The organism is Leptospira montravelensis, assembly GCF_004770045.1.
Lineage (GTDB): Bacteria > Spirochaetota > Leptospiria > Leptospirales > Leptospiraceae > Leptospira_A > Leptospira_A montravelensis.
Window position 1 is genome coordinate 427,423 of the sequence record NZ_RQFO01000016.1, and the last position, 16,167, is coordinate 443,589.

Below are 16,167 nucleotides of genomic sequence, written 5' to 3' on the forward strand. Positions count from 1 at the left end.
ATCTATGAGTAATTGGGAACAAGCCTACTCCCGCGAGGAGTCTACCTTTCAAAATAAAGACGGTGGTAAAATTTATTACCAAATTTACCGACCTAAATCGGGAGTCAAACGTGTCCTTGTGGTTCACCACGGGATTGGGGAACACGGAGGCCGTTACAATTTTTTATTGGAGGCTATGGCAGACCATAATTATGCCATTTACCTCATTGATGCCAGAGGTCATGGAAAATCCGATGGTCGACGCGGGGTCATCACTCATTTTTCGGATTTTTTTGCCGACCTTAAAGAACTAATCGATATCGCCAAACGAAATGAAGGTGTAAGTAAAGTCACATTACTTGGTCATTCAATGGGAGCGGCTGTTACCTTCCTTTACACTGCCACTGATAACTATCAGAATGATTTGGATGCTTACATTTGTAGTGCACTTCCTATCAAAGTCAAAACAGACTTAGTGATGGATATTAAAAAAGCTGCGGGTGGTTTTTTAGCAAAAGCATTACCAACTCTAACTATTCCTACTGGTTTAAATGTAAATTTAATTTCGCGTGATAAGTCAGTAGTAGAGGCTTATATTAAAGACCCTTTAGTACATGGAAACGTATGTACTTACTTAGGTGATTATTTACTTAACTGTTACACCCTAGCTTTAGAATCAGCTGCTAAAATCACGATTCCAATTTATATGTTTCACGGAAAGGAAGACCAAATTGCTCTTTCCGAAGGGACTACTGATGCTTTTGAAAGAGTAGCATCCAAAGACAAAACCATAAGACTTTTTGATGATTTATATCATGAAACCATGAACGAACTTCCTAAAGACAGAGCAATCGTCTTAAAAGAGTTAGTTGCTTGGATCGACAAACACTAAGGAGACAATGCCAATGGCAATAACAAAAGATATAGTTGGAAAAAAACTAGATCGTTTTGATTTCACAGTGGAACGAGGAAAGATCAAAGAATTCTGCCTCGCCATCAACGAAAAAAACCCAATCTATTTTGACGTAGAAGAAGCAAAAAAAGCTGGATACTCTGATGTTCCTGCTCCACCAACTTTCCCTACAGTCATTATGTTTTGGGGATACCCAAAGATTTGGAACGATATGGCCGAACTCGGTATTGACCTTTCCAAAATCCTTCACTTAAAAGAAGAGTATACGTATCATAAAATTCTGTATCCGGGCAAAGTGTATGCGCAGTCCGAAATTTCTGATGTAAAATCAGGAAGAGCAGAAATCGTAACTTTCAGAACCACCATCTACGATGAAAAAGATGATCCTATCCTTTCTGCCGAGATGGCGATTTTCATTCGTAAGGATTAATACAAGGAGGCAAATTATGGCAAAAATTCAATTTGATAAAGTAGAAGTTGGTCAGACTCTTCCTCCACTTGATATTCCTGTGATCGAACATGCGAATTTAGTTCGTTATGCGGGAGCATCTGGAGATTTTAACCCTATCCACAACGATCCTGATTTCGCAAAAAAAGCAGGACTCGATGGAACAATCTCTCATGGTATGTATGTTATGGCACAAGTTGGAAGACTTTGTACTTCTTGGGCTGACCAAAAGGACATCGCATACTTTGGTGTGACATTTAAAGCTATGACTAAACTCGGCGAAAAACTAACGATAGTTGGAACCATCAAAAAGAAATTTGAAAAAGATGGTAAAAAAACAGTTACCGTACTTGTAGAAGCTAAAAACGAAGCTGGCGAAGTGAAAGCCGGTGGAGATTTAGTCGTCAACGCAGTATAAAACGGATCCTCCTTTGAATGAGAATGTTTCATCATTCGAAGGAGGAAACTACTCCCAGAAAGGGAGCAAATTATGGTTTCGGAAACATCAGTCCTCTCTATCTCGTTTAAAATAAAAAGTTTATCAAAATATTTCTAAGTTTTATTGGCAGGCATATTCGATCTGCCATTCAGTAACATTTCGTGTATTCGAAGTTTGTGTGGAGGCAATGGAAACATTTGTATTCGTTTTAGTAAAACTTGTGTTATTCCTTTGTGCATTTACATTGGTGTTTTGATTTACGTTAGTTGTTGTTCCAACCACTACTTCCCCTTCTTGTAAAATTTTTACTTGTTTTGAACCACAGTTAGTTGCCATAAAATTATTTGCTTCTGCTTTCGCTTCGTCCGCTTTTAAAAAGCCGCTTGTGAGCGCTACGGTTCCACCTTCACCTGGTTTGGAACTTACAACTCGTGCCGTAGCACAATTAAAAATTGAAAAAGTCAAAATACCAATAGTTAAAAAAAATATTTTTTTCAAGCGAATATCTCCTGCTTTGCTTTTTATACTCACTTGGTTTGTATAAAGTCAAATCAAAAAGTCTAAAGGAATTTATAATTCCTAATTTTTGTTAGTAAAATTTCCCTATCGAAAACATTTGCATATGACTTTGGAAGATAGAATTTAGGTTTAGTCAAAGTTTCTTTTAGTTCATCGAGAATTTCACTGGAAAGATACCAACAAAAAACTCATCCAGTTGCTCATGCCGAGCGCCTAGAATCGCATAACAAAAAGCACATGCAGTATTTTCTAGTTCAAATAATTAATGGAAGTCGAGATTTCTCAAAAAAATCTTGACGTATGCAAAAAATTGAATTCGAATCTTGGATGCTTAGACAAAATGTTTAAATTTTAAAACGTTTTGCGCATATCTTTCAAAAACTATACAATAACTTTTCACCATTGTTAATGAACCTAGTCCCACACCAAAAAAAAATTCTCGCTCTAGAACTAACAAGAAAACGTGCTTCTGGCGATCCAGAAAGACTCGGAAAGGCTATGCTTGGTGCTCAGGTCGACTTGAATCCGCATCAATTAGATGCAGCTTTATTTGCATTGGAATCTCCTTTATCAAGAGGTGTAATCCTGGCCGATGAAGTGGGCCTAGGAAAAACAATTGAAGCTGGACTTGTACTTTCTCAATTTTTGTCGGAAGAAAAAAAAAGAATATTGATTATTGCACCTGCAAATTTAAGGAAACAATGGAGTGGTGAGCTACAAGAGAAATTCCATTTAAAGTCTGAAATTATCGAAGGAAAAAACTTTAATTCAATTCAAAAAAGTGGAATTCATAATCCCTTTAACAACGAAAAAGTAGTTATAGTTTCATATCAATTTGCCAAAGCGAAGGCATTCGAAATTTCACAAATTTCTTGGGATCTCGTAATCTTAGACGAGGCTCATCGACTTAGAAATGTTTACAAAGAGTCCAATGTTATCGCAAATACAATAAAAGAAAGTTTACGTGGTCGTTTCAAACTTCTCCTTACCGCAACTCCACTTCAAAATTCACTCAGCGAATTGTACGGATTAGTAAGCATAATCGACGAACAAACATTTGGTGATTTTGACAGTTTTTCCCAACAGTTTTTACGAATCCAAACAGAAGAGCAACTTCAGTTACTTAAAAACAGAATCGAAGGAATTTGCAAAAGAACTCTTCGCAAACAAGTATTAGAATATATCAAATATACAAAGAGAATTCCTATTACAAAAGAGTTTATCCCAAACGCAGACGAAGATCGTTTACACGAATGGATTAGTGCTTATTTGCAGCGGGAAAACTTAGCCGCACTTCCCAAAAGTCAAAGGAAACTAATGACTTTAATTTTACGCAAACTCCTCGCTTCTTCCACTTATGCAATAGCTGGTACTTTGCAGGCATTAGTAGATAGATTAGAAAAAAAACTAGGAGTTTCTGATAACTCTCTCGATTTAGAGATCGAAAAGTTAATTGCAGACGACTTTGAAGAATATGAAGAAATAAAAGAAGAATGGTCTGATTTTCAAACTCAAAAATCTATTCCTGAAAATTATCTTCTGGTTGAATCAGCAGAAGATTTAAGAGCGGAAATCAAAGAATTAAAAGAATACTTAGCACTTGCTAATAATATCCAAGCCAATAGCAAAGCCGAAGTACTACTCACTGGACTTGGACAAGCTTTTTCCGAAATGGAAAGATTAGGTGGAGCCAAAAAAGCTGTTATTTTTACCGAGTCAAGACGCACCCAAAACTATCTATTCGACTTTTTATCAATCAATGGTTATGCGAATCAAATCTTGTTATTCAATGGTTCCAATAATGATGATACTTCAAAGAAGATATTTCAATCTTGGATGGAAAAGCATAATGGAACTGATAAAATTTCTGGTTCTAAGACAGCAGATATTAGGGCAGCACTTGTAGATGAATTTAAAGAAAAAAGGCAAATTTTAATAGCAACGGAAGCTGCAGCTGAAGGAATTAATCTTCAATTTTGTTCTATCGTCGTAAACTACGACTTACCTTGGAATCCGCAAAGGATTGAACAAAGGATCGGAAGATGCCACAGATATGGTCAAAATTTTGATGTCGTAGTCGTTAATTTCCTAAATAAAAAGAACCTGGCCGATGTTCGCGTATACGAATTGTTAAGCGAAAAATTTCAATTATTCAGTGGTGTATTTGGAGCCAGCGATGAAGTACTTGGAAACGTTGAAACTGGAGTTGATTTTGAAAAAAGAATTGCAGAAATTTTCCAATCTTGTCGCACCAAAGACGAAATCCAAGATGCATTTGATAAACTTCAATCTGAGCTACAATCGGATATAAATGAAAGAATAAAAGAAACTAGAGAAAAGTTACTTACAAACTTTGACGAAATTGTCCAAGAAAAGCTTAAAATCCGAATGGAAGAAAGTGAGATTTTGTTCGATCGCCAAACTAAATTACTATGGATCTTAACAAAGGATGCGGTTCACAAACATGGAAAAACAAATGATTTAGATCTTAGTTTCCGATTAGACTCTAACCCATTCCCTTCTCTTCCAATTCAACTTGGCCACTACCGCATGGGGAAATCTTTATTTCAGGAGAATTCATTTCATTCTAACCATCCACTTGCAAAAAAAATCTTGGAAGCAGCAGTCAATGAAGCAATTCCAGAAGATGGTATATTGAAATTTACTCTAAGCAAAGATAGAATTGATCAAAGTTATGCGAATATAAAAAACAAACAAGGTGATATTTTAGCAACGCTTTGGACTTTGGATAGTTTTGAGAAAGAAGAAGTCCTTTTAATAACAATTCTATGGGATGATGGCTCAACCTTAGACAACGAACAAGCAATTCGTCTATTTTCTAGATCCTGTCAGTGGAAGCCATATGCTGAAAAAGATTTAAATTCAAGAACAACTAAATTTGAAGAAATTCATTCAAACAAAAAGAACCAAATCTTAATCAATCGAGACTTAAGAAACCAAGATCTTTTTACAAAGGAATATGAAAAACTAGATGCCTGGGCCGATGACAAACGATTGAGCCTGCAAAAAGAACTCAGGTCTTTTGATGAGGAAATCAAAATTCGCAAAAAACAAGCAAAAGATGCGGGGAACCTAACTGATAGATTAAAACTCGAAAGAGAAAGGAAGGAAATCGAAAAAAGAAGAGATGAGGCCTGGAAGAGTTTTGAAATGGCACGTCGTTCTATTGATGAAGAAAAGGAAAAATTCTTGGAGGAAATGGAAAAGAAAGCTAAATTCGTGACAACTGAAACTGTTCTATTTTGCGGCAAAATACAAATCGTGTGACCTTCATACTCGATATGTTTTACCCTTGCAGCATTGTTTTTTTTGACATTTTATAATGCGAAATCCCAACTCAAAATATGAACTTTTTAAAAATGATTTTCTGAGCCTAGATGATTTTTCACTTGCGAATCTACCCAGATGGCCGATCATGATAGATAGCATACCTGCCAGGCCTCTGAATGTAAGCCCAAATTGGCAGGTCTTTTGCCCTTCCCGGAATCAAGGGCGATGATCTACCAAAAAAAAGCCTTAACCATCGATGAACAAGCCGATCAACTTCTCTCCAGAGGTTTGGTATGCGACCGCATTGACTTAGTATCGATCTTAAAACAAGTTAGTTACTACCGCTTGAGTGGTTATTGGTTTCCTTTTCGAAATTATCCAAACGAAGAATTTAGACAAAACACCACTCTGAAAGAAATTTGGAGCCGTTATTGTTTTGATCGTAAACTTCGTTTACTAGTTCTTGATGGTATAGAAAAAATAGAAATTGCTCTACGGACTGATATCACATACAAACTATCTCACCAAACAGGTGCTTTTGGTTACGCAGAACCCTCTACCTTTCCCATGTTAAACGAACCTGAATTTTTGAAACTCCAAGAGGAAATCAAAAAAGAATATTCACGAAGTAAGGAAAAATTTGTCTCACATTTCCAACACAAATATGGCGGAGAACACGATACTCTGCCTCTTTGGATGGCTACTGAACTCATCAGTTTTGGTACACTGTTTACCATGTACAGAGGAATCGCTACCTCCACTTCAAAATCGATTGCTAAAAAATACAATTTACCTGAACCTGTTCTCTTGTCTTGGATCGGAAGTTTAAACTCAGTCAGGAACATTTGTGCACACCATTCTAGGTTGTGGAATCGAGAGTTTGGATACAAACCAATGCTTCCGAGAAATGATTTCGGCTGGAAACAACCAGTCGAAATCCAACCAAACAAAATCTTTGTGATTCTATCGATCATTCAATATATGCTAAATTTCATTTCCCCAACTAGCCAATGGAAATTTCGTTTTTTAGAATTACTAACTCTCTATCCAACCATTCCCATTCGCGAAATGGGTTTTCCTGAAAGATGGAAAGAGGTTCCGTTTTGGAACCTAACCAAAACACAATCAAGGAATTACAGAAAATGACTGACGAACCCCAAAAACTCCCCCTTACCTCCCACAACCTAACCGAAGACAAACTCCGTATTCTAAAAGAACACTTCCCTGAAGTCTTTACCGAAGGGAATTTGATAGATTGGGACAAACTCCGCCTAACACTCGGCGAAACCATTGAAACGGAAGATACAAAAGAACGATTTGGACTGAACTGGCCCGGCAAACGAAATTGTTTTAAGGCCATCCAATCCCCAACGACAGCCACTCTACTTCCCGACCGTGCCGCTTCGGTGGACTTTGACAGTACCGAAAACCTCTATATCGAGGGGGACAATTTGGAAGTGTTGAAACTTTTGCAAAAGTCCTATCTTGGCAAGGTAAAGATGATCTACATCGACCCGCCTTACAATACGGGAAATGACTTTGTTTATCCAGATGATTATACCGAATCTCTCAAAACCTATTTAGAATACACCGGACAAGTGGATGCCAAAGGGCGTAAGTTTTCGAATAACACGGAAACCACGGGTCGGTTCCATTCTCAATGGCTGAACATGATGTATCCGAGACTCTTCCTTGCCCGGAATTTACTCCGTGAAGATGGGGTGATTTTTATTTCTATTGATGATGGTGAAGTGGCCCACTTACGCAAAGTATGCGATGAAATTTTTGGGGAAGAAAACTTTAAATCTCAAATTAGCTGGCAAAAAAGATACACAAGGAGTAATAACACTATTGACTTCACTACAGTTATTGAAAATATTCTTGTTTATGCACGCTCTGAATCCTTTGAAGTAAATTTATTAGATCGAACGGATGAAGCGGATTCCCGTTATACAAATCCCGATAATGATGCTAGAGGACCATGGAAAGGTGCTTCATTTTTAAATCCTGCATCACCTACACAAAGACCAAATCTATGTTACACTATTACCAATCCAAACACTAAAAAAGAATCTAAGCCAACTACGAATGCTTGGCGAAGATCGGAGACAGAATATAAAAAACTTCTTTCAGAAAATAAATTATACTGGGGTGTAGATGGAAAATCAGCAATTCCATCTATTAAAATGTTTCTTTCTGAGGCTCGAAATATCACACCGATTAATTTTTGGGATCATGAATTTGCAGGAAATACAGATGATGGAACTAAAGAATTAAAAGACTTACTAGGTGAGAAATGTTTTGATAACCCTAAACCTTCATCGCTTATTCGCAGAGTTCTCGAGCATTCTACCTCCCCCGACGACATCGTCCTCGACTTCTTTTCCGGCTCTGCCACCACCGCCCACGCCGTACTGACGTTAAATGCGGAAGATGGAGGCAATCGTAAATTTATCTGTGTGCAACTCCCCGAGCCTACGCGCAAACAAAAGGCCGATGGGACTTGGGAAGAATCGGAAGCCTCTAGAGCCGGTTTCCAAACCATTTCTGAAATTGGTATGGAACGAATCCGCCGTGTGATAACAAAGCTGAAAGAAGAAGGAAGTGCAAACACCAAAGATAGTGGGAAAAAATCGGTAAAAGCAGACCAATCCAAAAAAGAAGATTCGCCTTCCTTGGGTTTTGAATCCGGGGTAGACCAACTAACAAAAAATAGGGAAGATAACGAACAGCCACGTAAACCCCAAGATCTGGGCTTTCGGGTTTTCAAACTGGCACCGTCTAACTTCCCGGTTTGGAATGGTAATATCGAAAAAACCAAAGAAGCTGTGGAAAAAGCGCTCTTCGAAGACCAACCAACACTTTTGTCCTCCAATGCATTAGCGAATACAGAAGAAGCCATTCTCTATGAAGTTTTGTTAAAATCGGGAATTTCAGAAGCCCTCGCAAACCCAAATATCAAAACGGAGACCATCGCCGGAAAGATCGTTTATATCGCAGAAGAAACCGCCTATTATGTACTAGGGAAAGAACATAACTTGGAAGTTTTTAATGAAATCATGAGACGAAGCCCTTCGCTTGTGATTGCTAGGGAAATTGGTTTTTCTGGAAACGATGTCCTTAAAGCCAACGTACATGCCGGATTCAAACAGATGAAAGATGTTAGCTTCCAGGTGGTTTAAAGTATGAAAATCCATTTCGAAAGTCTCGAATTCCAAGACACAGCCACAAGTGCCACTGTATCTTTATTTGAAGGGATGGAAAAAAATCCCAGTGGATTTTCTTTTTCTCTTTCTGGTGAAAAAGGTTCTCTTTTTCAAACCGAACTTGGGTTTGGAAACGCCATGCTTTTGGAAGAATCTGATTTGTATGAAAACTTGCGAAAGGTGCAAGACCAGTTTTCTCTTGAAGCCACTACAAAAGAAGAGTTTGAACGAAATGGACTTCGATTTACCATCGAGATGGAAACAGGAACTGGAAAGACATATGTGTATTTAAATACAATTTTATCTCTTCATAAACTTTATGGTTGGTCGAAGTTTATCATTATTGTTCCTTCCATCGCCATCAAAGAAGGAGTTCTAAAAACCTTAGAAATGACGGCAGACCATTTCCGAGCGAAGTATGGGATTCCTCTTGTCAAAGGAAGCACATATTCGCTTTACCAAGGTTCGGCGCCAAGTGCCCTCCGTAACTTTGCTACGACAAACCAATTGCAAATCCTTGTGATGAACATCCAAGCCTTCAATAAAGACACCAACATCATCCATAAGGAAATGGATGAGCTGAATGGTCAAAGACCTATTGATTTCATTCGTTCGTCAAAACCCATCCTTATTATTGATGAACCCCAATCTGTAGACAATACCGAAACCGCACAGAATGCCATTGCAGAATTAAATCCCCTTTTCCAATTGCGGTATTCGGCTACACCGCGCATTAGATACAACCCCATCTTTCGCTTGGGTCCAGTTGAGGCGTTTCAAAGAAAACTCGTCAAACGGATCCAAATTCGATCTTTAGAAGTTACGGGAACAGAAAACGCACCCTATATCAAACTGGAATCTGCAGAAGGTAAACCAGGTGCTGGGTTTACCGCAACAGTCACGGTAAACGTCCAATCTAAGGGAAAAATTTCTAAAAAGAAAATCAAACTCAAACAAAAAGATGACTTAAGTCTTAAAACAGAAAATTCGCATTATAATGGTTATATTGCTGATACGATTAGCATCGAACCTGGAAACGAATTTTTACGATTCACAAACGGCACCGTAATTCTTTTGGGCAAAGAAATTGGTTCCATAGCCCCCGTCATTCAAGACGAAAGAATCAAAGAAACAATCAAAGCACATTTGGAAAAAGAAATGCAGCTTTTGCGAATGGGAATTCAGGCCAAGGTTTTGACTCTCTTTTTTCTAGATCGAGTTTCCAATTACAGAGAATATAATCCTGATGGAACCACAAGTCTTGGTAAATTTGGAAAAGTATTTGAGGCAGCCTATTCAGAGTTAATTCAAAAACCAGAGTTTATCGATTTAAATGCTCCTCCCGTCGAGCTTGTACATAATGGATATTTTTCTGGCGATAAAAAGAAAAAAGGAAATTCAGAAATCGTCGAATGGAAAGATACCAAAGGCGATGGCGCCAAAGATGATGATACATATAACCTCATCATGAAAGACAAAGAAAGGTTACTCGATTCTAACGAACCACTTCGTTTTATCTTTTCTCACTCAGCGCTCAGGGAAGGTTGGGATAATCCAAATGTGTTTCAAATCTGTACCTTATTAGAAACACGCTCCGAATTTACTAAACGACAACAGATTGGTCGAGGGATGAGGCTCCCAGTGGACATTCAAGGCAATCGAATTCAAAACGAAACTGTAAACCAACTTACAGTTGTTGTAAATGAAAGTTATACGGAATTCGTAAGCGGATTACAAACAGAATACAGGGAAGAATCTGGTATCGAATTTGGGAAAGTAAACTCCCATCAATTTATGAATCTTGTTGCCAGCTTCAGCTCTAATACTCCAAGTCCCCAAGAAAAAAGAAAAAAAGCAGACGAACTTTTTGAAGTCTTAAAAAAATTACGTTATCTTAACGCAGATGGTGCATTTACAAATCTAATGGAAAATGCCTTTCTAAACCCATCAGAGTTTATTTTGGAAGGTGATTTTGCTGGCCGCGAGGATATCATTCTGGAATGGCTCAGAGGACTAAATATCCAAACCTTCGTTCAAATCAAAAGAAAGCCAAACCTAATCAAAAAAAATGACCACTTATGGAATCATCCAGAATTTTGGAAACTTTGGGATATCATCAAACAAAAAACCATATATAGATTTCAGTTTGATTCCAATTCTATTATTACCGAATCGGTGAAACGGATCCGAGAGATCCAATGTGAATCCATGAGAGTAGTTACTTCTATTGCACAAGGAACCATTGCCTATGGTGGTGTCTCCGCTGCAGAAATTCGTAATAGAGAATCAAGAGAAGTAACAAGTCCATTCCCCCTCCCTGACCCTCTTGAATACTTACAGAAAGAAACGGACTTAACTAGAGATACTTTAAAAAAAATCTTAAAAGAATCTGGGTCTCTTAGTGAATTTGTAAAAAATCCTCAGAACTATCTCGAAAGATCCGCTCAGCACATAAGAGAAGTCATACGAGAAATTGGCATTAAAAATGGACTAGAATATGTTCCTCTACCAAATACCTACTGGGAGCAAAAGAATACATCTGATCCAATTTTTAAAGAATTTAAAGAGGTAATATCTGATACGATAGAAACCAATAAACATGGATTATATGATAAAATGGAAACTGATAGTGATACTGAAAAGAGATTTGCTAGAGAACAAGAAGATTCAAGCACAGTTGAGGTATTTACTAAACTCCCACGAAAGTTTATTGTTCCGACACCAGTCGGAGAATATAACCCAGATTGGGCAATTGTTGTAAAAGAAGAAACTGGTGGTACTGAAAAGTTTCTCTATTATATTAAAGAAACCAAAGGATACAAAAACTTTAGTGATATTCGAACTGAGGAAGAAAAACAAAAAATCGAATCTGCAAAAAAACATTTTCAATGCATAATTGACACTTATGAAGCCCGTATGTTAGCTCAAGGAATTCCGCTAGAAAAAATTCCAAAATTAGAGTATAATGTAGTGATTGGCACAGGAAAACAAGATAATCCTTTTATTAATTTAAATGAATAAAAATACCGTAATCATTTAAACTAAAATTAACGAATCTAAACCCCTAATCCAAGTCTTCAAAAGGAATGTCCAAAACTTCAAACCCAGAACATTGCAAAAAATCATAATGCCACCATTCGGTTTTGTTCACACGAAATCCATATTGCTTGAGCACTTGAATCAACGTGGTACGGTTTTTTAAAATTTCGGGATCGGAAACGGGTGCTTCGGCCCAAGCCTCTTTTCGAAAGGAATCATATTCCGTTGGCATCGGAAGTTCTTTTTTGGTTTTTGTATCCACCAAAGTTAGATCAATCGCACAACCTTTGTTATGCCTTGATCCGGTTTTTGGTGAGGCCACATACCTTGTATCTCCTACAATTTCAAAAAATTTGACTGTGGCGGCGTAAGGTCTGTAAGCATCAAAAATTTTAATGGAATACCCAAGTTGTAAAAAATCAAGGTTTGCTTTTCTTAGTGCTTCTGCGACTGGTTTTCTGGCGAAAGCTTTGGGTTCCTTATAGATGATTTGTTTGGTAAAGTTATCGGGAGTGGCATATTTGATATCCAAAGTAATGCCAGGAATTTTCTTTTCTAAGTTAATAAGTTCTTTGTTGGGGTTATTTTGTACCGATCGTTCGTAGGCCTTCCGATCTAAAACATTGAGTTTATTTTCTGTAGATTGGGAAACCAAAGATAAAAAAGGGAATCCCAAATAAATTGCAATCGTGATGAGTTTCATAACTTAGAAAATAATTTTGGGCACTATTTATACAATCTTCAAGATTTTTTATAGAAATTTCAGGTAACAATGTACTGATACTTGCACCCCGGACAGAAGGAGCGCCCTCGTCGACTGATGGCCGGAGATGGTGCCCAGAGTATTATGATTGTTTTGTGAATGATGGTCTTAAAAGAAAAAACCCCACATAAGTGGGGTCGTTGAAAAGAATTTTCTAAATGAAATTTCTACGATTCTATTTTGCGTCTGGGTTTGGTGAATGTCTTCTGATGAAATTGTTTAATCTTTCAATATAGGAGAATGCTGCAGGGACCACAACCAGAGTGAGTAACGTTGATGAAATGACTCCACCGATTAGCGCCCAACCCATACTTGTTCTTTGTTTTGATGCTTCGTTCAAACCAATGGCAATCGGTAAAAATCCGGCAACTAACGCGAATGAGGTCATAAGGATCGGACGAAGTCTTTCGCGGCCCGCTTCAATGATCGCTTCTTTCATCTCCGTTCCTTGTTGGATCAATTGGTTTGTAAAATCCACAAGTAGAATTGAGTTTTTGGTAGCGACACCGATAAGCATAATCAGAGCAATCATGGAAAAGAGATTCATCGATTCGTTGGCAAGGAAAAGGGCAATGAAGGCACCACATAACGCTAGCGGTAACACTAACATGATGGCAATCGGCGTGATGAAACTTTCATAGAGCGAAGCAAGTACGATGTAGATGAATAAGATACCAAGACCCATTGCAATCGCCATCGAAGAGCCTAACTCTTTGAAGTTTTCCGCTTGTCCCAGATAATTGATTCTTACGGAAGATGGAAGTGGAAGTTCTGTTTCTGTGATTTTGGTTATCTCTTCAATCGCACCACCCATCCCTGGACCATCCGGAGCCATATCCGCATAAATTTCTAAGGATTGGTTTCTGTTCAATCGGTTGATGGTTGCAAGTCCCGTTGTTTCTTCGGAAGTAGCAACGTTTTTGATTGGGATCATGATGTTATTAAAGTTCGGCACATAGGATTGGTAAAAACTTTCTTTTAAGTTCCTTTGGCCTTCTTTCAATCGAACTCTGATATCATATTCCACACCATTTTGTCTGTAAACAGCTGGTGTTGTTCCTTCAATCAAAGTTCTAAGTTCCATACCTATCGCAGAACCGGAAACACCTAACATAACTTCTCTGGCACGATCTGGAATCACACGAAATTCAGGAGATCCTGCTCTGTAACTTGTATCGACGTCGAGTAAAGCTTTTGATTTTTTTAATCTTTCTAAAAGTTTTAAACCGTATTCTTGTACTTCCTCACCTTTTTGTCCGCTCACAACCAGTACGAAAGGTCTTTGTCCTCCACCGACGTTATCAATATCTTTTACGATAGGAGTTGCATAACGGTGAGTGGTTGCCAGTTCCTTTCTTAAAATGTCTTTGAATTGGCTAGTGTTGACCTTTCTTTGTTTCGAAGGAACCATTTCCACAAACATCGAAGTGGTTCGGTTCGTGTTGAACATTGCTACTTGTTTTGTTTCTTTGTGTGCTGAAATACTTTCATATACTTCTTTTGCAACCGTAGCCATCTTATCAACAGATGTACCTGGTGGCATATCCAAAGTGACTTGGAACTTACCTTGGTCCTGTGCTGGCAAAAAAGTTTTGGTAACATACTTAGTCAGATAAATACTAAATACGAATAAAAAGATCGCACCAGAAATAATGAGAATCGGAAAACGAAGAGTGAATTTTAATATTTTTGCATAAAGATTTTCAAGTTTAGTTTGGAATCGGTTGAATACAGCCAAAACTTTTTCCAATCCAAGATTTAATACATTGAGAACGATACGAACTGGTGTAAAAATCAGAAACAAAATTTGAGCAACTTTTCCTCGTTCGGCGGGAGCTCCACTATGAATCAGTTCTTCCTCTTTGGATTTTTTCTTCGATTTAGAAGTAGTTGGTTCACTATGAGAATTTCCTCCGCCGTGACCACCACCATGAGAAGCAACAGCTCCACCAAAATAAGCAGATAACATAGGTGCAATGGTAAGGGCATCATAAAGGGAGATAAGTAAGGCAAAACAAATGGTAAGCCCAAATTCTCTTAAGAACTGTCCAACTACCCCGCTGATAAACGCGATCGGCATAAACACGGCAATGACAGCCATTGTCGTTGCAATGACGGCAAGAGTTACTTCTTTAGTTCCGTCGATGGATGCCTGTCTTGCGGTTTTTCCCATCTCTCTATGGCGGAAGATATTTTCCCGGACCACAATCGCATCATCGATGAGAAGTCCAACCGCCAAACTGAGTGCGAGTAGAGTCATTACGTTCACTGTAAAACCAGCAATCGCCATCAAAATAAAGGCACCGAGTAGCGAGTTTGGAAGTGCAAGTCCTGTGATCAGAGTAGAACGAACACTACCAAGGAATAACAAAACTACGATGATGGTAAGGGCAATCCCAATAAAGATTGTTTCATTTACATCATAGATGTTGTCTTCGATAGCAGTGGAGTTGTCATTTGCAATCGCAAGGAAAAGAGAACCATCTCTTCTTGATAAATCCTTATTGATATCAGCTGCTCTTTTTTTAATCGCTTTAGCAACGGCAACTGTGTTTGCACCTGATTGTTTATATACAAGTAGAAAGACCGCCTTTTTTCCGTTAAAGTAAGCACGGGAAGCTTCGTCTTCCATTGTATCCTTTACTTCTCCCAACTGACCTATTTTAATCGGTACTTCGTTTCCAAAAAGAGAAAGTGGTGTGTCCCGAATTTCATCAGGGGATTTGAACTCATTGATGGTTCTATAAACTAATTCGTTGTCGGAGCGGCTTACTTTTCCTGCTGGGATGTTGGTTCCACCAGAAGCCAAACGATTGGAAACCATAGAAGCAGAAATCATATGGGATTTTAATTTATCCCGATCCAATTCTACATGGATTTCTCTTTTTCGTCCGCCGTAGATGGTGATGTTCCCCACGTCTTGTGTTGTGAGTAATATCTGTTTGATCTCTTCGTTTGCAATATCGTAAATTTGAGCTTCAGGAAGATCCGCTCTTAAAGCTAAGATGATAATGGGTTGGTCAGCGGGGTCAATCCTTCTGATGATAGGTTCTTTTGCATCATCGGGTAACTTTGGTTTTACGGCAGAAATTTTATCTCGAACTTGTTGTTCTGCGTATTTCACATCTGTTTCCATTGTGAATTCAACCACCACTGTTCCCAAACTTTCGTTACAGATAGACTTGATTCGTTTCACCCCAGAGATCGTAGACAATTCGTCTTCGACTGGTTTTGCAATCAGTGTTTCGATTTCGTTTGGTGCTGCTCCCGGATAAGGAACCGTAACAGTCACGACTGGAATTGTAATATTGGGGAATAAGTCGACTCCCAATTTGTTTAAGGACAGATAACCTGTAATCAAAATCAAAACGATTGTACAGGTAATAAAAATCGGGCGTTTTATCGAAAGCTCAGCAAAGCTCATCTAATTCTCCAGGGGTCTAAAAACATAATTTTCCCCAGTCCTCGGCAAGGCAAATAAAAATAAAAGCTGACCAGATGGTCAACTTTAAACATCTAACAGGCTGGTTCTTTAATGAGACTGTTTGTACTGTCTAGATGTTACATAAA

10 protein-coding genes are annotated in these 16,167 nt (G+C 38.2%); 7 read left to right on the forward strand and 3 right to left on the reverse strand.

Features of this window, described 5'->3' with window-relative positions; translation table 11 throughout:
* Window positions 1-4: 4 nt before the first annotated feature.
* Genes EHQ31_RS12315 through EHQ31_RS12325 form a run of 3 tightly spaced genes read left to right on the forward strand, consistent with a single transcriptional unit; the run spans window position 5 to window position 1,758 of the window.
* Window positions 5-871, forward strand: coding sequence for an alpha/beta hydrolase (locus tag EHQ31_RS12315; RefSeq protein ID WP_135573293.1), 867 nt, complete (start codon window positions 5-7; stop codon window positions 869-871).
* 13 nt (window positions 872-884) lie between these two features.
* The gene (locus EHQ31_RS12320) at window positions 885-1,322 is read left to right on the forward strand and encodes an FAS1-like dehydratase domain-containing protein (protein WP_135573291.1); all 438 of its coding nucleotides are present in this window, start codon (window positions 885-887) and stop codon (window positions 1,320-1,322) included.
* A 16-nt stretch (window positions 1,323-1,338) separates the two neighbouring features.
* Window positions 1,339-1,758 (forward strand): MaoC/PaaZ C-terminal domain-containing protein, encoded by a 420-nt coding sequence (locus EHQ31_RS12325; RefSeq protein ID WP_135573289.1) that lies wholly within the window; start codon window positions 1,339-1,341, stop codon window positions 1,756-1,758.
* Between the two features lie 141 nt (window positions 1,759-1,899).
* Here the strand turns inward: EHQ31_RS12325 and EHQ31_RS12330 are convergent, their stop codons facing one another.
* Window positions 1,900-2,277 (reverse strand): hypothetical protein, encoded by a 378-nt coding sequence (locus EHQ31_RS12330; protein WP_135573287.1) that lies wholly within the window; start codon window positions 2,275-2,277, stop codon window positions 1,900-1,902.
* Between the two features lie 429 nt (window positions 2,278-2,706).
* Between EHQ31_RS12330 and EHQ31_RS12335 the strand changes: the two genes are divergently transcribed.
* The 4 genes from EHQ31_RS12335 (at window position 2,707) to EHQ31_RS12350 (ending at window position 11,816) form a co-directional block, all read left to right on the forward strand.
* A complete protein-coding gene (locus EHQ31_RS12335; RefSeq protein WP_135573285.1) occupies window positions 2,707-5,586 on the forward strand; it encodes an SNF2-related protein in 2,880 nt (959 codons plus the stop codon).
* 228 nt (window positions 5,587-5,814) lie between these two features.
* Window positions 5,815-6,735 carry an Abi family protein gene (locus tag EHQ31_RS12340; protein ID WP_135573283.1) on the forward strand — a complete coding sequence of 307 codons (921 nt, stop codon included), beginning with the start codon at window positions 5,815-5,817 and terminating at the stop codon, window positions 6,733-6,735.
* Window positions 6,732-8,771, forward strand: coding sequence for a site-specific DNA-methyltransferase (locus EHQ31_RS12345; protein ID WP_135573281.1), 2,040 nt, complete (start codon window positions 6,732-6,734; stop codon window positions 8,769-8,771). Before EHQ31_RS12340 ends, EHQ31_RS12345 begins: the two co-directional genes overlap by 4 nt.
* A 3-nt stretch (window positions 8,772-8,774) precedes the next feature.
* A complete protein-coding gene (locus EHQ31_RS12350; protein WP_135573280.1) occupies window positions 8,775-11,816 on the forward strand; it encodes a restriction endonuclease in 3,042 nt (1,013 codons plus the stop codon).
* Between the two features lie 43 nt (window positions 11,817-11,859).
* Here the strand turns inward: EHQ31_RS12350 and EHQ31_RS12355 are convergent, their stop codons facing one another.
* The gene (locus EHQ31_RS12355) at window positions 11,860-12,537 is read right to left on the reverse strand and encodes a M15 family metallopeptidase (protein WP_135573278.1); all 678 of its coding nucleotides are present in this window, start codon (window positions 12,535-12,537) and stop codon (window positions 11,860-11,862) included.
* Between the two features lie 235 nt (window positions 12,538-12,772).
* On the reverse strand, window positions 12,773-16,021 hold the full coding sequence (locus EHQ31_RS12360; RefSeq protein ID WP_135573276.1) for an efflux RND transporter permease subunit: 3,249 nt from the start codon (window positions 16,019-16,021) through the stop codon (window positions 12,773-12,775).
* Window positions 16,022-16,167: the final 146 nt, after the last annotated feature.